Annotated in this window: 16 protein-coding genes and 1 tRNA gene; 5 read left to right on the forward strand and 12 right to left on the reverse strand. The window is 39.9% G+C overall.

Going from position 1 to position 20,144, the window contains the following annotated elements:
• Window positions 1-23: 23 nt before the first annotated feature.
• The 6 genes from G7B20_RS08710 to G7B20_RS08735 all read right to left on the reverse strand — a co-directional run bounded on the left by G7B20_RS08710 (window position 24) and on the right by G7B20_RS08735 (window position 6,109).
• Window positions 24-1,394, reverse strand: coding sequence for a TolC family protein (locus G7B20_RS08710; RefSeq protein ID WP_164110318.1), 1,371 nt, complete (start codon window positions 1,392-1,394; stop codon window positions 24-26).
• A gap of 55 nt (window positions 1,395-1,449) precedes the next feature.
• Window positions 1,450-2,547 (reverse strand): efflux RND transporter periplasmic adaptor subunit, encoded by a 1,098-nt coding sequence (locus G7B20_RS08715; RefSeq protein WP_164110321.1) that lies wholly within the window; start codon window positions 2,545-2,547, stop codon window positions 1,450-1,452.
• A 51-nt stretch (window positions 2,548-2,598) separates the two neighbouring features.
• Complete coding sequence (locus G7B20_RS08720; protein ID WP_164110323.1) at window positions 2,599-3,867, reverse strand: ABC transporter permease; 1,269 nt, start codon at window positions 3,865-3,867, stop codon at window positions 2,599-2,601.
• Window position 3,868: 1 nt separating this feature from the next.
• Window positions 3,869-5,116, reverse strand: coding sequence for an ABC transporter permease (locus G7B20_RS08725; protein WP_164110325.1), 1,248 nt, complete (start codon window positions 5,114-5,116; stop codon window positions 3,869-3,871).
• A complete protein-coding gene (locus tag G7B20_RS08730) occupies window positions 5,109-5,810 on the reverse strand; it encodes an ABC transporter ATP-binding protein (RefSeq protein WP_164110328.1) in 702 nt (233 codons plus the stop codon). The genes G7B20_RS08725 and G7B20_RS08730 overlap by 8 nt, the downstream gene beginning before the upstream one ends.
• 226 nt (window positions 5,811-6,036) lie before the next feature.
• A tRNA-Thr gene (locus tag G7B20_RS08735) sits at window positions 6,037-6,109 on the reverse strand.
• A gap of 296 nt (window positions 6,110-6,405) precedes the next feature.
• Here G7B20_RS08735 and clpB point away from each other — a divergent pair.
• From clpB to G7B20_RS08750, 3 genes are all read left to right on the forward strand, one after another.
• Complete coding sequence (gene clpB / locus G7B20_RS08740) at window positions 6,406-9,015, forward strand: ATP-dependent chaperone ClpB (protein ID WP_164110330.1); 2,610 nt, start codon at window positions 6,406-6,408, stop codon at window positions 9,013-9,015.
• A 112-nt stretch (window positions 9,016-9,127) separates the two neighbouring features.
• A complete protein-coding gene (locus G7B20_RS08745) occupies window positions 9,128-9,493 on the forward strand; it encodes a DUF4180 domain-containing protein (protein WP_164110333.1) in 366 nt (121 codons plus the stop codon).
• A 29-nt stretch (window positions 9,494-9,522) separates the two neighbouring features.
• Window positions 9,523-9,933: a hypothetical protein gene (locus G7B20_RS08750; protein WP_164110335.1), complete on the forward strand. Its 411-nt coding sequence runs from the start codon at window positions 9,523-9,525 to the stop codon at window positions 9,931-9,933.
• 56 nt (window positions 9,934-9,989) lie between these two features.
• Here the strand turns inward: G7B20_RS08750 and trxB are convergent, their stop codons facing one another.
• From trxB to G7B20_RS08780, 6 genes are all read right to left on the reverse strand, one after another.
• Window positions 9,990-10,952 (reverse strand): thioredoxin-disulfide reductase, encoded by a 963-nt coding sequence (gene trxB / locus G7B20_RS08755; protein ID WP_164110337.1) that lies wholly within the window; start codon window positions 10,950-10,952, stop codon window positions 9,990-9,992.
• A 17-nt stretch (window positions 10,953-10,969) separates the two neighbouring features.
• On the reverse strand, window positions 10,970-11,911 hold the full coding sequence (locus G7B20_RS08760; protein WP_164110339.1) for a 3'-5' exonuclease: 942 nt from the start codon (window positions 11,909-11,911) through the stop codon (window positions 10,970-10,972).
• Window positions 11,912-12,032: 121 nt separating this feature from the next.
• Window positions 12,033-12,506 carry an RrF2 family transcriptional regulator gene (locus G7B20_RS08765; protein ID WP_317164261.1) on the reverse strand — a complete coding sequence of 158 codons (474 nt, stop codon included), beginning with the start codon at window positions 12,504-12,506 and terminating at the stop codon, window positions 12,033-12,035.
• A gap of 11 nt (window positions 12,507-12,517) precedes the next feature.
• Window positions 12,518-13,804 carry an alginate export family protein gene (locus G7B20_RS08770; RefSeq protein WP_164110343.1) on the reverse strand — a complete coding sequence of 429 codons (1,287 nt, stop codon included), beginning with the start codon at window positions 13,802-13,804 and terminating at the stop codon, window positions 12,518-12,520.
• 45 nt (window positions 13,805-13,849) lie between these two features.
• Window positions 13,850-15,181: an MFS transporter gene (locus G7B20_RS08775; protein ID WP_164110345.1), complete on the reverse strand. Its 1,332-nt coding sequence runs from the start codon at window positions 15,179-15,181 to the stop codon at window positions 13,850-13,852.
• Window positions 15,182-15,209: 28 nt separating this feature from the next.
• On the reverse strand, window positions 15,210-16,682 hold the full coding sequence (locus G7B20_RS08780; protein WP_164110348.1) for an MFS transporter: 1,473 nt from the start codon (window positions 16,680-16,682) through the stop codon (window positions 15,210-15,212).
• A 145-nt stretch (window positions 16,683-16,827) separates the two neighbouring features.
• On the opposite strand from G7B20_RS08780, the gene G7B20_RS08785 reads away from it, so the two are divergent.
• Complete coding sequence (locus G7B20_RS08785) at window positions 16,828-17,892, forward strand: MFS transporter (protein ID WP_164110350.1); 1,065 nt, start codon at window positions 16,828-16,830, stop codon at window positions 17,890-17,892.
• 31 nt (window positions 17,893-17,923) lie between these two features.
• Window positions 17,924-20,140 carry a molybdopterin oxidoreductase family protein gene (locus G7B20_RS08790; RefSeq protein ID WP_164110352.1) on the forward strand — a complete coding sequence of 739 codons (2,217 nt, stop codon included), beginning with the start codon at window positions 17,924-17,926 and terminating at the stop codon, window positions 20,138-20,140.
• The last annotated feature ends 4 nt before the right edge of the window (window positions 20,141-20,144 follow it).

Genomic DNA, 20,144 nt, shown 5'->3' on the forward strand with positions numbered 1-20,144 from the left:
CCTACTGGATAAACATGAAGGAATTAATTGGCCTTTATGCTCTCTCTCTTAATAATCGGAATGCCGAAATAAAATTCCAGTATCCGTGTACGAAACAAATAATCATATTTTGTTCTCAGCAAATCTGACTGGGTATTTACTAATAGCGTCTGTGATTGGTTGTAATCAAAACCTGTCGCCATTCCATTTTCATAGCGTTCTTTAGTATAACGAAAAGCCTCTTCTCGGGCTTTCAACATCTCTTTGGTTGCCTGATAGGTTTCCAAGGCTCCTTTAGCATCTGCGTACGCCGTATATATATTACGCTCCAAATCAAGTTCGGTCTGTGCCAGCGCTAATTTACTTTTATCTAAATTCACTTTAGATCTGGTTACATTGTTACGGATCAAAAAACCATTAAAAATGGGAATACTTAGCTGCAGTCCAAAATTATGCCCTTTGTACAAGTCAAACTGTTCAAAAAATGAAGGTGGATTCTTGACACCACCTTGCCCATCCGGAACCTTAGCGTAAGAAACACGCGAACTGAAACCGTAAAAACCTGTAAGTGATGGCAAATAGGCTCCTTTAGCAATATCGATATCTTTTTCAGCTATTTTAACGTTGTTTTCCGCAATTTTTAATTCGGTTCGCTCATTCTTGGCTTTCCCATAAATAGATTCAGGCCCCTCCAATAAAATAGCGCTAATCTGAAATTCATATTCCACATCAGCAATGTCAAAATCCTTAAAATCTTTCATCTGAAGCAATTGAGCTAAACTCATTTTCGAAATAAGCAGTGCATATTCGGCCTCTATAATCCGCTGTCTGTCCGTAGCCACAGTGGCTTTCATATCAAACAAATCTCCACGCGGAATCATGCCGGCATCCACTAAAGCTTCCGAACGCAACAATTGCAAGCTATCCGCATTAAACTGCTGCTTCTGAACCTTTATAGCTTCTTTGTTGAACAGAACCTGCAGATAAGCATTCACAACATTCAGGGATACGTCCTCTTCCATTTTAAGATGCTGGTATTGGGAAGAAATGAGTGCCAGCTTAGACCTTCTAAAACGGTTTTGATTCTGCATTCCTTTATAAATATCGACCCCCAAAGAAGCACCCATCGAAGTAAACTGTGTCGTTTGGTTTTCTAGTATTCCCGTGGTGATATTGGTGTTTAGCCCCCTATTCCAAGAATGTGAAGCATTCGCATTCACATTCGGCAAAAAACTTCCGAAAGCATCTTTCTTATCAATCTCTGCAAGCTTATTATCCAGTTCTATCTGTCCAATGGAAACGTTATTTTCGATAGCATATGATACACATTCTTCCAATGTCCATTTCTTTTGGGCGATTGTATTGTGTCCAAAAAAAAGACAAACAATAGCAATTATTTTTGATACAATCTTCATATCTTGTTCTTCAACCTATTCTAGTTACGGTTATCTTCTTATTAGCCGAGGCTATTTATTTCTTAACCTGATTCCAAACTTTGATCTTGTCAGCTTTAGAAATCCCATTCTTAATTTCAACATAAATACCATCACTTACGCCCAATTGTACATCCTTTCGTTCAAATTTTTGCGGGGCTACTTCCACTTCGACAAAGGACTTTTTAGTTTTTTCATCATACTGTACTAGGCCTTCCTTAAGCGCAAGCACATTATCCACACTTTCTAAAATAATAGAAGCGTTAGCACTTAGTCCCGAACGAATAAATGTCGTATCCTTATTGATAAGGTTTCCTTTTATCGGAAACTGCATTGCCCCGTTCTCATTCACACCTTTAGGTGCAATATAATCTAAAACAGCATTGAACTTTTTGTTCTCAATTGCGCCGACAGTTATTTCCAAAGGAAGTCCCAGCCTAATTTTCCCAACTTCAGCCTCATCCAATTTTCCTTCAAAAATCATATTACTGACATCCGCTAGACTTGCAATCGTAGTGCCTTCGTTAAAATTATTTGCTTCGATTACCTGATTTCCTTTTTTTACAGGAACATCTAGCACCATGCCCGATACTGTAGACCGAATTCGGGTCTGCGCAATATTCGCTAGCCCAGATGTTGTACCTGTTCTAATAATTTCCGCGCTCTGCAGCAGTGAATTGTAAGTTTGCTGCGCCTGCTTGAATGCAGTCTGCGCAGCATCAAAATCGTTTGCAGAAATCACACCTTTATCGAAAAGTACCTTTTGACGTTCAAAGACCCGCTTTTGGTTTTCCAAATCTATCTTCGCAGTTTGAATTTGATTGTTAGCCTGATTTAAACTAGAGACATTAGGCACCACTTTGATATTAGCAATCAAATCACCAGATTTGATATAATCACCAGCCTCCACATAAACCTCGTCTATGATTCCAGAAATATTGGGTTTGATCAAAACCTCTTCTTTTGGATTGATATTTCCGGTAGCGACCGTACTTTTGGAAATAGAACGGATTTCAGCTTGTGCAGTCTCGAAAATGACATCTGGCTGCTTATTCTTCAGATATAACCAAGCCAAAGCACCTACAAAAGCAATTGCTAAAAAAACTAAAATTGAAATCGTACAGCCTTTTTTCATCTTATATTTTCTATTATTAAAATTCTATCTCTTTATTATTCATTAATATACTTATTCCTCCCTTAAGGCATCGATTGGCCTTACTTTCACCGCTGTAATAGCTGGAATTAATCCCGCCAAAAGCCCCGCTAAAACCAATATCAGTAAAGCAATAAGGACCACACCCAAATTTACGCTTGGATTTACAATTGGGATACTATCTGCATTGGGCGCATTTTCAAGCCCCAAGTTAATGACACTCAGCACAAACGAAGCAAAAATAATCCCCGCCATCCCTGAGATAAGCGATAGCACGACCGATTCGGTTAGAATCTGCTTAATTATCGTCCAAGGAGTTGCCCCTAAAGCTCTTCGTATTCCTATCTCCTGTGTACGTTCTTTAACGATGATCAGCATGATATTTACAATTCCAATAATACCAGAACCTAAGATAAAAATCCCAACGATATACGAAACCGCTGTTAGGATCGAAAACAAACCATTTATCTTTTTAAATTCCTGGTATAAATCAAAATGTCCAATTGCCCGATCGTCATCAGGACTGATACCGTGCCGCTGTTTTAGTAACTCGAAAATACGTGGTTTTATATCCGTAATGGGTATATCATCATCCGCGGTTATTGCCATCCATCCCACGACATCTCCATAATTAAATGCCTGCTGAAATGTGGTAAAAGGTATAAAAAGCTGCTTCTGACTTTCCTCTGCATTCCCACCCATATTCGAAATACTTTTATAAATACCTACAACCATAAAATTCACACCCTGGACTTTTATATACGACCCTAAAACCTCTTCCCCTGGCATATATAACTCCCTAATTACTCCCTCACCAATAACAGCAACTTTCCGCCTACTATCAATATCACCGTAATTAATGAAGCGCCCACTTAAAATATCCATCGGCTGTTGCAAAATAAATTCAGGATAGTCACCATACACATTATATGCACCGGTTTTAGTTCCTCGTACCACATTGTTATTCCCACCAAATCCACCCAACTGATTTCTTGGTGAAACATACAACAAATCATCTATCCGCTCCTTTATAGTCGCTACATCCCCATTTTTATAATTAAAACTTCTTCCCTGAGGAAGCCCATTATAAGGCTTAGAAGTCGAATTAGCCCACATAAACATCGTATTGGTAGACAGCCCTCCCATCTGTCTTTTAATGCCATTCTGCAACCCTTGACTTGCGGATAGCAGTATGATCAAAATAAAAATTCCCCAAAACACACCGAAAGCAGTTATCAATGTCCTGAATGGGTTAGCAGAAAGTGCTTCGATTATTTCATTCCAGTTATCTCTATTGAACATATCAATCTCCCCTTAATGCAATAATTGGTCTAATTTTAGCAGCCCTATAGGCAGGAACAAATCCCGCAAAAGCACCCGCTACTACCAAAATAACCAATGTAGTAATAGCGACGTCGAAATCAACCTCAGGGCGCGTAAAAAAGTCCGATTCAATCGAAGGACCTACAAGCTCCCACACGAGTAAACCAAAAATGAGTCCCGAAAATCCGGCGACTACGGTAATAAAAACAGCTTCCTGCAATATCATGGTGATTATCGAGAAAGGAGAAGCCCCCAAAGCCTTTCTTATCCCGATTTCCTTTGTTCTTTCTTTTACAATAATTAGCATGATATTTCCAACCCCCACGACTCCAGCTATGATGGTACATATCCCTACAAACCAAAAGAATGCCTTGACCCCCCCGGTTATAACGTAAATGTTCTTTGCTTGATCTAATGAATTATTGATATGCAAAGCACCTTGGTCATCGGGCGCAATAGTATGTCTTGCCCTAAGAAAGGTTTCCAACTTTTGTGTAAATTCATGCGATTCAGCTACCGCATTATCAAAATCAACATTCTTCTTAAGAGTGAAGGCGATACTACGGAGCTTATCCCCCGCGCTATATGCACGTTGAGCCGTAGAAATAGGAATATATACCCTACTTTCCTCCCGCTCACCACCCGGATCGGTAAAAACACCGATTACTTTATAAATTGTACCCGAAATATTCAATTCCTGCCCCAACAACTCATCTTCATTCTTGAAGAGATCATCTGCAACTTTCTTACCGATGACCACATGCTTTTCGTAATTGCTGATATCTGCTGGATTAAGGAACCTCCCTTTCACAACAGAAGTATTTTCGATAAACTGATAATCAGGATGCACCCCCTCCACCCTATAATTCCCCGTTTCCTTCTTAAATACCATATTTCCACTCCAAACAGAATAAACCGCAGATTTATATTCAATATAATCAGCCAACATTTCGACTGACATCAAATAATCGGCATTATTAAGTTGAATTTCGCGACCAATCCCCAGTCCTTTGTATTCTTTTTGCGTAATACCGGGCCAGACTGAAATCTGATTTACAGCATCGCGTTCAAACTGTTTTTGAATCCCGTTCTGAATACCATTACCTGCCCCCAAAAGTATCACCAAAATAAAGATACCTGAAGCCACAGAAACCCCAGTTAATACTGTTCGAAGTTTGTTTTTGAACAATCCTTCGAATATTTCCTGCCAACTTTCGATACTAAACATATGAGGAGGCTCTTACTTGATTAACGACTTTATCCGATTCTATCTGTCCATCTTTGAGATATACAATTCGCTTTGTCATCTCTGCAATATCGGGCTCGTGTGTGACGACAAGTACCGTTTTTCCTTCATCGTTAATTTGCTGTATCAGCTCCATTACTTCATACGATGTTTTTGTATCCAATGCACCTGTAGGTTCATCAGCCAATAACACTTTAGGATCAGAAGCCAAAGCTCTTGCTATAGCTACACGCTGCTTTTGTCCACCACTCATTTCATTAGGCAAGTGTTTCGCCCAGTTTGCCAATCCTACTTTTTCAAGATAATACATGGAGCGCTCCATACGCTCCTTCCTACCTAGACCTTGATAATATAAGGGCAATGCTACGTTATCTAATGCAGTTTTATAATTTATAAGGTTGAAAGATTGAAATACAAAACCCAAAAACTTATTTCTATACCGAGAAGCAATAGTCTCGTTAAGGTTCTTAATAGCCACATCATCCAAAAGGTAAGATCCACTATCTGCCTCATCAAGAATTCCGATAATATTCAAAAGCGTAGATTTACCTGATCCCGAACTCCCCATAATAGAAACAAATTCCCCCTCTTTAACTGAGAAATCAATCCCCTTAAGAACATGCAGGGAGTTTTTTCCCATCTGATATGATTTTTGAAGATCTTTAATTTCTATCATGTGCTTTCTTTAAAATACCGGTTAAGCAATTATAACTTGGTTTAAGTTGAATGAAAATACTCATTTTACTTACCTTTTGCAAGAAAATAAGAGTTATTTTCAAAATATTTTCTATAAAACTGATTGCTTTAAAACGAGAACAACACAATAACAATAATTGGCTACAACAAATAGGAGACCTAATAAAACTAAAAAACTCAAGAGCAATCGCACTTGAGTTTTGTTGAGCCTCCTATCGGAATCGAACCAATGACCTACTGATTACAAGTCAGTTGCTCTACCAGCTGAGCTAAGGAGGCGTAACTCCCTTTCGGGTTCAACAATGCAAATATGGGAAGTTTTCCCTTATTTTGCAATACCTAAATACACTTAACGCCGCTAATACACATAATACTTTGAAATTCAATATAAAAATTTTCATTTTATTGAAAATCGGAAATTTTGACAGCGCAAACCTATCAAACAAGACAAAATTTCCGTTTTTTCACCTTCAAAAACCCTAAGGCATTTAATTTGTTTAGTCATTAACACAAGTCGGAAACAACTGACCTCAATGGTTTCTGATTTTGAAACGTTTGACTTAAAAATTTGTAAAATGAATTTCAATAACTATACAATCAAAGCACAAGAAGCGATACAGAAAGCTTCCGAAATTGCGGTAGGCAATCAGCAACAGGCTATAGAACCGGCTCACCTACTAAAGGCACTTCTAACAGTAGATGAAAATGTTATAAGTCATCTTTTAAAAAAACTAAACGCAAATATAGGATATGTAACGTCCGAAGTAGACAAACTCATCGAGTCTTTACCAAAGGTAAGCGGCACAAATGTGTACTTATCCAATCCAGCATCAACGGTTTTACAGAAAGCACAAAGCTACCTCAAAGAGTTTAACGACGAGTACATCTCCGTTGAGCATCTTCTTTTAGGCTTACTGTCCGCCAATGACAAAACTTCTACCCTACTTAAAGACCAAGGGGTCAACGAAAAAGATCTAAAACTTGCCATAAAAGAATTACGTGGCAACAATAGAGTAACTGATCAAAATGCCGAAGCGACATACAACGCTCTTGGAAAATACGCGCGCAACCTGAATGAGTATGCTGAATCTGGAAAATTAGATCCTGTCATAGGTAGAGACGAAGAAATAAGACGTGTTATGCAGATTCTATCCCGTCGGACCAAAAACAATCCTATCTTAGTAGGAGAACCAGGTGTCGGTAAGACCGCTATAGCCGAAGGTATTGCTCACCGGATCATCAAAGGCGATGCTCCTGAAAATCTGAAAAACAAAACCGTATTTTCGCTCGACATGGGAGCACTAATAGCTGGTGCAAAGTACAAAGGAGAATTCGAAGAACGTCTAAAAGCTGTTGTCAAAGAAGTCTCGGATAGCGATGGTGAGATCATCCTATTTATTGACGAAATACATACACTTGTCGGTGCCGGCGGCGGAGAAGGTGCCATGGATGCTGCAAATATATTAAAACCAGCATTAGCGCGAGGTGAACTGCGCGCTATAGGAGCCACCACACTCAACGAGTACCAAAAATACTTCGAGAAGGATAAGGCTTTAGAGCGTCGTTTCCAAAAAGTAATGGTCGAAGAACCCGACACTCAAGATGCCATATCCATCTTAAGAGGGCTCAAAGAACGTTATGAAACACACCACAAAGTACGGATACTCGATGAATCGATCATCGCCGCTGTGGAACTTTCTCAACGTTATATTACCGACCGCTTCCTCCCAGACAAAGCAATTGACTTAATTGACGAAGCAGCCTCCAAACTGCGACTGGAAATGGACTCTGTACCGGAAGCCGTAGATGAATTAGAACGTCGAATTATGCAGCTGGAGATCGAACGCGAAGCTATCAAAAGAGAACACGATGACAAAAAAGTCGCAGAGCTATCAGAAACTATAGCTAATTTATCAAGTGAACGAGATTCTTTAAAGGCAGCATGGCAATCGGAAAAAACATTAGTAGATCGCGTCAATCAGGAGGTTCAGAATATTGAAGACTACAAACTCGAAGCCGACCAGGCCGAACGGGCAGGTGATTATGGAAAGGTAGCCGAACTGCGTTACGGAAAAATCAAAGAAGCGCAGGATAATGTCGAAAAGCTAAAGGCCGAACTCAATGAGAAACAACAGAGCAGCCGCATGCTGAAAGAAGAGGTCACATCAGAAGATATTGCTGATGTTGTATCGAGATGGACAGGCATACCGGTAAATAAAATGGTTCAGTCAGAGCGTCAAAAACTACTGAATCTAGAGGAGGAATTGCACAAACGGGTAGCTGGACAAGAAGAGGCCATTGAAGCTATATCTGACGCCATACGTCGCTCCCGCGCCGGATTGAGTGATGCAAAAAAACCGATAGGATCATTCATATTCTTAGGAACTACAGGTGTCGGTAAGACAGAGCTCGCAAAGGCACTTGCAGAGTTTCTATTTGACGACGAACACGCATTGGTAAGAATAGATATGTCCGAATATCAAGAGCGACACGCTGTATCTCGATTGATCGGTGCGCCTCCTGGATATGTTGGTTATGATGAAGGTGGACAACTCACTGAGGCCGTAAGACGTCGCCCATACTCGGTGGTTCTTCTTGATGAAATAGAAAAAGCTCATCCAGATGTATTCAATATATTGTTACAGGTATTAGACGATGGTCACCTTACCGATAATAAAGGAAGGGTAGTGAATTTCAAAAACACCATCATTATCATGACATCAAATACAGGATCGCATTTGATACAAGAAAACTTTGCCGAATTGACAGATAATAACCGGGATGAAGTCATCGCTAAAACAAAAGACGAAGTATTTGAACTTCTCCAAAAATCAATACGACCAGAGTTTCTCAATCGTATTGACGAGATCATTATGTTCACACCATTGAGCCGTAACGAAATCGGCAGCATTGTACGCATGCAGTTTGATCGTGTACAAAAACAGCTCGCAGAGCAAAATATATTTTTGTCAGCCTCCGAAGATGCTTTAGACTGGTTAGCACAGTTGGGTTATGATCCGATTTACGGTGCCCGCCCGTTAAAACGCGTCATTCAAAAACGGATACTAAATGAGCTATCCAAAGAAATTCTCGCAGGTAATGTAATGAGCGACTCCATTATTCAATTGGATGTTTTTGATGGAAAATTCGTATTCATCAATAAGAATACAGGAAATCCATCCTAAAAATAACGCAACTTCCATTAAAAACAGGTCCTTTTTAAGATAAAGAGGATCTGTTTTTAGTAGTATAGCAGACCAATTTGCTATATTTACGATAGAAACACATAATAAAACTATGCAAATCAAGTACATCCCCAGCAGACAAGGACAGATCGCAGAGATAACCGGAGACAGTGTTTTTATTCGGAATCAAGATGACGCCCTGAACTTAATGATGAACTCTTTATACGGTGGTGCAGATAAATTGATCTTACACCAAACCAACATTACCTCCGATTTTTTCAACCTAAGAACTAAGCTTGCAGGTGACATCCTACAAAAATTCTCTACCTATCAAGTCCGTTTGGCCATAGTCGGAGACTTTTCCCTTTACAACAGCAAAAGCTTAAAAGATTTTATAAGAGAGAGCAACCGCACAAAACATATAAATTTTGTCAGTAAAAGAGAAGAAGCACTCGAAATCTTTGGTGGACTACATTAATACGGTAACATTATTAATCAAACAAACATATGAACACATCAAAACCAATCGGTATAATCCTCGGAGCTGTAGCAGTAATTGTCATAATTTTAATGTTCGGCCTGCCGCGTTACAATGTATGGCAACAAGAAATGGCTGGTAAGGCCGAAATGGCTAAAGCAGAACAAAACAGAAAAATACTCATTGAAGAAGCCAAAGCTAGGTTAGAAGCAGAAAAACTGAATGCCCAGGCCGAAATCGAACGGGCAAAAGGGATGGCCGAAGCCATGAAATTAGAAAATGGAACCCTTAACAGTACCTATAACCAGTATCTATTTATACGAACATTAGAAAAACTGGCAGACAAAGGAGATCTCCCCCAAATTATCTATATGCCATCAGAAGGCCTTGTACCCGTTTTGGACATTAGTAAAAAAAATACGCTTCAACCAACGAATTAATAAACAAAAAAAGAGGGGAATGTCCTTTCCCCCCTTTTTGTCCTCAACAACATTTTTTACTCGCCGTCTTCCTTAGCAGCCAAATAACGTTCCGCTTCTAAGGCTGCCATACATCCCGTCCCCGCAGCTGTAATAGCCTGGCGATAAACGTGATCCTGTACGTCCCCACAAGCAAAAACACCTGGAACATTAGTAGCCGTAACATTGGGCTTAGTAATCAAATAACCATTTTCTTCCATATCCAGAACACCTTTAAATAATTCTGTATTTGGCTGATGTCCGATAGCTACGAAGAACCCCGTAACATCTAAGTCTTTTGTTTCTTTAGTCTGATTGTTTACTACACGAACTCCTGTCACAACCTGTCCATCCCCCAAAATCTCATCAGTCTCCGTATTATAATGTATCTCGATGTTTTTTGTATTCATCACACGGTGTACCATCGCTTTTGAAGCGCGGAACTCGTCACGGCGCACCAACATATGTACTTTGTTACACAGCTTAGCCAAGTAAGTTGCTTCTTCAGCAGCTGTATCGCCAGCTCCAACAATAGCTACATCCTGTCCCTTAAAAAAGAAACCATCACACACAGCGCACGCAGAAACACCAAAACCATTATATTTTTCTTCAGAAGGCAACCCTAAATACTTAGCTGTTGCACCTGTAGCGATAATAACTGTATCAGCAGTAATCGTTTTGATATTATCGATTTCTACTTTATGTACACCGCCATCCTTAGAGAAGTCTACTTTAGTAGCATAACCAAAACGTACTTGTGTACCAAAACGCTCCGCTTGTGCACGTAAATCTTCCATCATTACCGGACCGGTAATTCCATTTGGATACCCCGGGAAGTTATCTACTTCAGTAGTCTGCGTTAGCTGACCTCCAGGCACTATACCTGTATATACTACAGGTTTTAAATCGGCACGCGCCGCATAAATGGCTGCAGTATATCCCGCTGGACCTGAGCCAATGATCAGACACTTTACGTGTTCAACCTCTTGTTGTGTATTCATTTATATATTATTCTATATTACTTCCCAAATCTATCCTGCAAGCTCTTTAGCATATCCGTCGTTATAGGTTTGCTTGGTTCATCTTCCCTTTTCTTAAACTCCCGCTTCACATTTTCATTTCCTACAGCAACCTCTTTACCTTTACTCTCCTTCTTTTGTGTTTTATACGAATTCCAGATATTTTCTAACACCTTTTTTGTATAACGTGGAAAATCTCCATTTTGCATCCAGGCATAATAACTCGGTTCAACGTCAAAAACATCCGTTACTTTTTTACCTTTATGCTTTCCAAAATTGATGGCAACCTCTCCATCTTCATCATAAACTAGACGCCCCGCAAAATCAACGGGCTTAGAAAGATTAGTAAATGTATGTAACGCTTCTACATCATTGATTACAGGATAAGACACAGCACCATGTTTGTCCGCAAAAGCAATACCATTATACTTATCCAATTGAGCCTTCAACACCTCATATGTTGCACGGACATCCGCTTCAGCTTGATGCGCATTATCCAGATTTTTATCGCAATAGAAACGATAGGCTGCCTTCAATGTACGTTGTTCCATCTGGTGAAAAATATTCTGAACGTCTATAAAAGCGCGTCCTTCCAACGAAAAATCAACCCCAGCAGCTAAAAACTCTTCCATCAACATCGGAACATCAAACTTATTGGAATTATACCCCGCTAAATCCGCATCCCCTATAAATTCCGTGATTTCTTGCGCCAACTCTTTAAAAGTTGGGAGATCTTTTACATCCTCATCATAAATACCATGGAATAAAGACGAATCCGGGGGAATCGGAATTCCAGGATTAACTTTTTTAGTATACACCTCCTCAGTCCCATCAGTCAATATTTTTACAATAGCAATCTCAACAACCTTATCCGTAGCGATATTTACACCTGTAGTTTCTAAGTCAAAAAAGGCTAACGGTCTTCTCAAATTTAATTCCATGGGCTAAAGATAATTCTTAATCTGTACATACAAAAACACTGAATCCAAATCGTTACAATACCAATATTCAATTAATAGCTAAATCGCTCGACAACAATTAAAACCTTTTATTCGACGCCCCTCAAAAAGAAAGTCCTTTAATAATTCCATAATCCTTTATCTCAGCAACCTTTAAATCCAGAATTTTCTTTATATCATTCCGAAGATCTAACACCAAGTAATGTATGGGACATGCATTTAGACTCCCACACTCAGCGAGCCCCAAAGCACAACTTGTCAATCCCTCCTTCTCTTCGATAGCAAAAAAAATATCAGAAATCGTCAGGCTCTCAAGTTGTTTTTCGCTCAGGTAAAAACCACCATTTCTACCTTTAGAAGAGGATATAAATTTTCCTTTGACCAGTTTTTGCAAAATCTTAGACGTAAAAGATATAGGCGATCCAATAAACTCAGCTATTTCAACAACATCTACCCTTTCGTTTCGTTTCGCCATATAAATACACGATTTTATCGCATACTGACAAGATTGTGTAAAAATCATATTCGAATAAACAAGTAACAAAAGTAAAAAATAATATCTACAGTTTAACAGCATCTATCCCACATTTAAAGCAGATCAAAGGAAGGATTGAATTTGAGCCCTATCCAAGACCAACTCTGCATCTCTTTAGGCTCTGATACATTTTTTATGTATCGCATCGAACGACCTGCAAACATAAAAGAATGACCTACAGTTAGCGTAAACAGCTTACCGAATCTTTTATTTAGAACAAGATCCAACTCTGTTCCCAAATAAGAAGACGGCTGCTTTCCGTTTTCACGCGCAGCAAGTTTTCCATTTGACGTAAACGAATGTACATTTGTAGCCAAAGCTACACGGGAAGATAATTTGGTCATCATTTTTAAATAATAATCATTGAGACCAAAACTATTAAAATAGGTTCCTGCATAAAAATAGTCCATAAATCCATTAAAAGCATGATTGGTACCATAAAGCGGACTAAAGGATCTATTTTGATCTATCGGGGTGTCAAAGCTTGCACCCGAAAGCCACTCTGTACCCACGATCATATCAAATGAAGGATTAAAAATAAAATGATTGTTTACCGAAATTTGATAGGCTGACTTGCGTTGGGCCTGTGTATTTTTACCTCCCTGATAATAGATAGAACCAAAAATACCAAAACGGCGAAAATACTTCGAAGTATTGATACCAACAGTGAACATATCGTAATGAAGGCCCGATTGGCTTTGCAACACATTATTCAGTACAATTGCTGAAAATCTCGATTTACCTACCCCTTTGTATTCATAATGCAATACCTGCATGGACTTAGTGGTTTCGCCAGCTTCGCTAATAGTATAAATCTCTCTGGATTCCGTATCATTAGCATCATTATCATCGTTATTGTAGGTAACTACAGCTTCCATTTTAGAACTAGGACTAAGATTAAATATCCCTTTCACCGCATCAAAACTCCTCCCCTGCATGGTCCAATCCACCCCCCCCAGCAACCTCTCGTTGTCGTAGACGAGCGCTTGTCGACCTATTTTCAATGCGACATTCTTTGTAAAAAGATACTTTACCCAGGCCTCATGGAGTATAAAGTTCTGATTTTTAGTGGCCGAAGAGCTCAATTCTCCCCAAATCCTAACATCCTGAGCTGAAAAGAAAATCTCTAGATTTTGATAATAATAATCCAATCCAAAGCGAGCTCGGGAAAAAATGGTGGCCTCGGCATTTTTATCTTTGTTAATCAGTGTTTTGACCCCATTATCCAATTCTCCTCGTGTCCTAAAATCTAGGCTCATTTTCAAACTATCAACCTGTGCATTTAATTGGTCGCAAGCAACAAAAGCGAACACGACTACCATACCTATTTTTAATTTCATATTCAATCGTTTAGCATATTTAAATTTAAGAAGCCAAAGCAAACTCTAACAAGGTCGTTCACATCCCTTTCGGGTATAGAAGTACCAATTGATATAAGTCGCTATTATACAAGATACCACCATATACCAAAAGAAAAGGCGAGTATCTCCAGTAATTGATTTGGATTGAGATATTAGTACATTGAAGACAAATGGGCCAAAAGCCGCTATGGCGGCAGTCCAACCGATGACGCCTGCAGCCTTCCTTGGAGATTCTGCAAAAATAACAGGATACTGTTTGAAAGTAGCCGCATTTCCCACACCTGTAAAGAAGAATATCAGCATTACGATACCAGCAAAAGCCGAAAATTTGTCTGCCGACGAAGGAGTTAAGTAGCCTCCCAAAATAAGTATCGAAAACAATACGATAAGCGCTATCCCCGTAATATGTGTCAAAATTGCTCCTCCCATTTTATCAGCTACTTTCCCAAACACCACACGCGTCAATGAGCCTATTAGAGGACCATAAAAAGCAAACTGAAGCGGATCAATAAGCGGGTCCAATGGCGTGTAAATATTATTTATAATCATTGGAAAAGCTGCTGACATACCCGCGAAGGTTCCAAAGGTCATGATATAAGTGATTGTACAATACCACGTATGTTTATCGCCGAATATATCCAACTGTTCTTTAAACGAAGCTTTTACTGGAATACTTTTTAAAGATACCCAAGACCATATCCCAATAACCAACAAGGGAACAATGTAGATAAACGCTATATTCTCCAAATAGATCTTTTTTCCTGTTTCCGCAATAATTTCTCCGCCACCTAAGAAAGAAAACATAGATAAACCGATGATTAGAGGAGAAAGCAATTGAACCAGACTTATGCCGAAGTTTCCTATTCCAGCTTGTATTCCCAATGCAGTCCCTAATTCTCTTTTAGGAAAAAACAATGAAGTCGAAGGCATATAAGATGAAAAATCTCCACCACCAATTCCCAATAAAAATGCGATAAGCATAAAATACGCAAATGAGGTGTCTAGACTCATCACCGCAAACCCTAACATCACAAGTGGGATGATTTTGAGTAAGGTTGTCAAGGTGATCACCTTTTTTGTTCCAAACAAAGGTATCAAAAAGGTATTCAACATACGCAGAAGACCTCCTGCCAGCCCAGGCATTGCTGCCAGCCAGAATAGCTGTGAGTCTGTAAACTCAAACCCTATTTGTGGTAGCTTGATTACAACTACACTAAAAAGAAACCAAGTCGCAAATGACATGGTCAACGCAATAGTCGTAATAACCAACGTTTTCCAAGCTATTTTCTTTCCTTTCTCTTGCCAAAAGACTTCATTCGTAGGATCGTAATTCTTATACCATTGTTTATTATCCATTTCTTTCTTATTTTAATTTCTTAAATGATTATTGATGCTCTATTTTATTTTTAATCTGCGGAGCCGCGTTAAGTGTTATTTTTTTGATCACCCTGTTCATCCAATACAAACAACCTGCAGAGACAAAGCACACAAATATCCAAGAGCTTGTCCACAAGCCCGAATAGTCCAACAAATACCCAAACAGTATAGGCCCCACAAATCCGCCTAACCCACCGATAAGCCCCACCATACCACCCACTAGCCCGACTTCATTTGGAAAATATTCCGGAATATGTTTGTATACCGCTGCTTTTCCAATTCCCCACATGCACCCGATTAGGATGACCAATAGCGTGAAGACACCTATATGCGCCTCAAATTTTATTAGTGTATGACCACGGGCTAACAATTGCTTCTTTACGACCCGCTCATTTTGCTGAACAAGCACCTCCTGCCAAGAAAATGACTTCGGAAAAATGGTGGTCTCTGTTGGTATCTCTGGCTTTGGCATTATCGCTATGGCTTCTTCATTCAAGAATATCTTTTCACGCCCTACTTCAGTGATGACTCCCCCTTTTTTTGCAGGAATCCCTTTACCGGGTGTTAAAATCTCCATTTTAGGCAACATCAATAACCCACTCAGTATTAACGAAGAATACATAACCCAATACATTACTTTACGGGCACCAAGCTTATCCGACAAATACCCTCCCAAAGCCCGTATAAGACCGCTGGGAAGACTGAAGGCAGATGTCAGAATCCCCCCTAATACTAAGGATGTCTTATAAACATTTACATAATAAGGAAGCAACCATTGAGAAAAGGCTACAAATAGACCGAACACTAAAAAGTAATACAGTCCAAACCGCCAAACACGGATTTTCTTCAAGGGCCCGAGAAGTTGCCTTATTGTTCGGTCACGACTTTCGATCTTTTTGTTCTTTACCAGGAAAATATACAATAAACCGATAACGGTCAGCCCTGCACCATAAATAACAGGAAGTAAGCGCCAACCATTTTCGGCGTCGCTTTGCGAAAACTGATTTAACAACCCTGGTGAAAAGAAAGCTGTCAAAGCGGCTCCGGCATTACCCATCCCGAAAATACCCAGTGCCCGACCCTGCCATTCCTGTGGGTACCACACCGAAGTGAAAGTAATCCCCACAGCAAAACTGGTTCCTACCATTCCAAAAAGAGCGCTCAATATAAAATAGGACCAGAATGATTGCACAAAATAAAGCAGAAACAAAGGTATACTGCACAGTAGTAGCAACATGATAAATACAGGTTTACCACCATACCGGTCAGTCAATATACCTAAAGGAAGCCTCATTACAGAACCTGTCAATATAGGTATACCCAAAAGCCAACCTGTCTCGACCACATTCCAGTTAAAAATATTGTGATCTACCAGATAAGTAACTAATACCCCATTTAATGTCCAACAGGCAAAGCAAACTGTAAAAGCCAGCGTGTTCAAGAAAAGGATTTTATGCGCAGAAGAGAGACCGTAATGCATATAGTAAGTTATTTATATTTCTCCAACAAAAAACATCCGAATTGGAGGTTAAATATTTCTCTCTGCAAATATATTTAAATTCGGACACTGATGTCCGAATTAGTTTTTTTTTTCTACCTTTGATTAAAGATTCACTCCTTACAATATGTTAAAACTAGTAAATATCAGAGCCTTTGGAATAGCTTTCCTAACCATGATAATAACCTTGATTCTTATTTTAGTCGGATCTAGGAGTCTACAAAATTTTGACGCAGCTTTAGTAGCCTATTTATTCGGGACATTATTTGCAATCTTTGGAATCGTATATCGTTATTCAGTGTGGATCCAGCGCCCACCCACACGCGTTTATTTTTGGCGCAGTTTGAAAATTCTATTCTCAAAAGATTTCTTGCAGTTTTTTATTTTTTCTGTCCGGGATTTTATCAAGAATATCTTCTTACAGCGCTTCATTTTCCGACGTAGCGCAAAACGTGGGGCAGCACACTTATTGATGGCTATTGGTTGTACGATAGCCTTTGCTATTACAATACCCCTTACCTTTGGATGGATCCATTTTACATTAGTTCCCGACACAGGCTTAGACCCCATGGCTGAGACCGTCTATTCTGCTAATTTTTTCGGCTTTGAGATTATGCAGTTTCCCGTCAAATCCGTCATAGGCTTTTTTACTTTTGGCGCACTCAATTGGTGCTCTCTGTCGGTCATTGCCGGTGCCACATATTTTCTACAGAAACGATTGAAAACCCCAGGTTTTATAGCCACACAAACCTTTGACGGTGATATCCTACCTCTTTTACTATTGATATTGGTCTCCATTACAGGATTGGGGCTTACACTAGATTATGAATTTATGCACGGCAAGGCCTATGAGTTTATGGCAGTCACACACGCCTTTTTTGTGATAGTATTTTTGGTGTGGATGCCCTTTGGCAAGTTTTTCCATATCATACAACGGCCGGCCCAAATAGGAGCACATATCTACAAGGAGGTTGGGGAAAAAAAAGGAATGCAGTTATGCAAATTTACAGGAAAGGAATATACAAGCAGACTGCACGTCGCTGACTTAAAGAAAATAGTCAAAGAAGTAGGTTTTAATCTCAACACGGAAGACGGTAATTCAATCTTAAATTACAGTCCCGAAGGAAAGCGGGACTTACTGGCTTTGGCCCATCTGAAAGCTCGAGAAGAGTCTGGCAAATTTTTCAGTTAACACTCCAACTTAAAAGACAAACATAAGAACCATGGCAAAAATACCTATTTCTGTAGAAGATATTATCGAGAAATTTGGCCCTACACTTAATTTCCCAAATCCAGAAGGTATTCCTGGTAGAGATGAGCCCGACAAAATCGTTGAGACCCATTGTTGCTTTTGTGGTATGCAGTGTGGTATTAAGCTTCTTGCCAAAAACAATAAGATCGTTGGTTTTGAGCCGTGGATGGAGTTCCCTTTCAATCAAGGGAGGTTATGCCCTAAGGGTGTACTAAGGTATATGCAAAATAATCATCCAGATCGTCTTCTCACTCCTCTCCTGAATAAGTCTGATATAGGGTATATACCTATCTCATGGGATCAAGCGATGGATAAGACCGTATCAGAGATCAAGCGTATACAATCCCAATATGGAAATGACGCCTTTGCTATGCTATCTGGAGTATCATTAACCAATGAAAAATCCTATATGGTCGGCAAGTTTGCACGAACAGCATTAAAGACCAAAAATCTAGACTATAACGGACGTTTATGCATGGTATCTGCAGGGGCAGGCAATAAAAAAGCATTTGGTCTAGACCGGACATCCAATAACTACTCGGATTTGGCACATGCCGAAGTCATCATTGTAACAGGAGCTAATGTATCAGAAACATTCCCTACATTAACTTATTGGTTATGGCAGGCACGGGACAATGGAGCTAAGATCATCGTAGTAGATCCCCGGATGATTCCCTTAGCGCGGACGGCTGATATACATTTAGATATACGACCAGGGACAGATTCGGCGCTATTTAGTACTATTCTCAACTATATGGTACAACACGACATGTTGGATCACGATTTTATTGACAATTATACTTCTGGTTTTGCAGATACCATTGAAGCTGTAAAAGACTACACATTGGAATGGGCAGAAGAAATTACAGGTGCGAAAAAGGAAAAAATTGAAGCTGCTGCCAAACTCTGGGGTAAAGCATCAACATCATTTCTTCTACACGCTAGAGGAATTGAACACCATACCAAGGGAGTCGAAAATGTACTAAGCTGTATCAATATTGTATTAGCCTCTGGTAGAATCGGCAAGCCCTACTGTGGTTATGGCACCATCACGGGACAAGGTAACGGACAGGGAGGACGTGAGCATGGCCATAAGTGTGACCAACTCCCGGGCAACAGGGATATCGAAAATCCGGAACATCGCCAGTACATATCCAATATATGGGGTATTGAAGAAAAGGATCTACCCGGCAAGGGACTATCAGCCTATGAGATCATTGAAGCAATCCACCGAGGCGAAATTCGCGGATTAATATCCATCTGCTTTAACCCCTTGGTATCCTTACCAAATAATAATTATGTAAGAGAAGCACTAGAAAAGCTTGAATTTTATGTAGGAATAGATTTCTTTATGAGTGAGACTATGCGGCACTGCAATATTGTACTTCCAGGTTCGTTACATGAAGAAGAAGACGGTACAGTCACCACCGCCGAAGGTCGTGTGGTACGTGTTAGAAAGGCCATTGACCCACCGCAAAACGCAAGAACCGATTCAGACATTCTCAAAGAATTGGCTCGTCGTCTAGGACATGGTGATAAGTTTGACTATGCCGATAGCGAAGCCGTTTTTAACGAGTTAAGAATAGCTTCCAAAGGTGGTACGGCAGATTATTTCGGAATTACATACGACAAGATCGAGAAAAATATGGGGATCTTTTGGCCTTGTCCTGATCTGGATCATCCGGGCACCCCACGGCTCTGGGAAGACCGCAAGTTTAAAACGGCCGACGGAAAGGCACATTTTAACCCGGTACAGTATCACCCCAGCAAAGATCCCGTAGATGATCAATACCCGATCATATTAACTACAGGCCGGGTAGTATCCCAATATTTGAGTGGCACACAAACCCGGAGGATAGGTAAACTGGTACAACAGTTTGCACAACCGCTATTGGAGATTCACCCCATCCTAGCAGCCAAATTCGGTATCAGCCAGCATGAAGAGGTAAAAGTTATTACAAAGCGAGGAGAAGCATACTTCCCTGCCAATATTGTCGAAACCATACGTGCAGACACTGTTTTTATTCCCTACCACTGGCCAGGAAAGAAGTCAGCTAACCAGCTTACGAGTGGACATTTAGACCCTATTTCCAAAATACCGGAATTCAAAGTCAGTGCGTGCAATCTCATACCTACTGGCAAGTTAATCACGGTAGAGAAGGAGTCTTTAGACTATAAAAGTAGCTAGCTCA

It is taken from the genome of Sphingobacterium sp. xlx-96 (assembly GCF_011007365.1).
Taxonomy (GTDB): Bacteria; Bacteroidota; Bacteroidia; order Sphingobacteriales; family Sphingobacteriaceae; genus Sphingobacterium; species Sphingobacterium luzhongxinii.

What these genes read in the sequence shown, in the direction of transcription:
- G7B20_RS08780 (WP_164110348.1), bottom strand. Translation starts at nt 16,682, where the DNA reads ATGCATTACGGTCTCTCTTCTGCGCATAAAATCCTTTTCTTGAACACG.
- G7B20_RS08775 (WP_164110345.1), bottom strand. Translation starts at nt 15,181, where the DNA reads ATGGATAATAAACAATGGTATAAGAATTACGATCCTACGAATGAAGTC.
- G7B20_RS08785 (WP_164110350.1), top strand. Translation starts at nt 16,828, where the DNA reads ATGTTAAAACTAGTAAATATCAGAGCCTTTGGAATAGCTTTCCTAACC.
- trxB (WP_164110337.1), bottom strand. Translation starts at nt 10,952, where the DNA reads ATGAATACACAACAAGAGGTTGAACACGTAAAGTGTCTGATCATTGGC.
- G7B20_RS08750 (WP_164110335.1), top strand. Translation starts at nt 9,523, where the DNA reads ATGAACACATCAAAACCAATCGGTATAATCCTCGGAGCTGTAGCAGTA.
- G7B20_RS08725 (WP_164110325.1), bottom strand. Translation starts at nt 5,116, where the DNA reads ATGTTTAGTATCGAAAGTTGGCAGGAAATATTCGAAGGATTGTTCAAA.
- G7B20_RS08790 (WP_164110352.1), top strand. Translation starts at nt 17,924, where the DNA reads ATGGCAAAAATACCTATTTCTGTAGAAGATATTATCGAGAAATTTGGC.
- clpB (WP_164110330.1), top strand. Translation starts at nt 6,406, where the DNA reads ATGAATTTCAATAACTATACAATCAAAGCACAAGAAGCGATACAGAAA.
- G7B20_RS08715 (WP_164110321.1), bottom strand. Translation starts at nt 2,547, where the DNA reads ATGAAAAAAGGCTGTACGATTTCAATTTTAGTTTTTTTAGCAATTGCT.
- G7B20_RS08745 (WP_164110333.1), top strand. Translation starts at nt 9,128, where the DNA reads ATGCAAATCAAGTACATCCCCAGCAGACAAGGACAGATCGCAGAGATA.
- G7B20_RS08770 (WP_164110343.1), bottom strand. Translation starts at nt 13,804, where the DNA reads ATGAAATTAAAAATAGGTATGGTAGTCGTGTTCGCTTTTGTTGCTTGC.
- G7B20_RS08710 (WP_164110318.1), bottom strand. Translation starts at nt 1,394, where the DNA reads ATGAAGATTGTATCAAAAATAATTGCTATTGTTTGTCTTTTTTTTGGA.
- G7B20_RS08760 (WP_164110339.1), bottom strand. Translation starts at nt 11,911, where the DNA reads ATGGAATTAAATTTGAGAAGACCGTTAGCCTTTTTTGACTTAGAAACT.
- G7B20_RS08720 (WP_164110323.1), bottom strand. Translation starts at nt 3,867, where the DNA reads ATGTTCAATAGAGATAACTGGAATGAAATAATCGAAGCACTTTCTGCT.
- G7B20_RS08730 (WP_164110328.1), bottom strand. Translation starts at nt 5,810, where the DNA reads ATGATAGAAATTAAAGATCTTCAAAAATCATATCAGATGGGAAAAAAC.
- G7B20_RS08765 (WP_317164261.1), bottom strand. Translation starts at nt 12,506, where the DNA reads ATGCTGTTAAACTGTAGATATTATTTTTTACTTTTGTTACTTGTTTAT.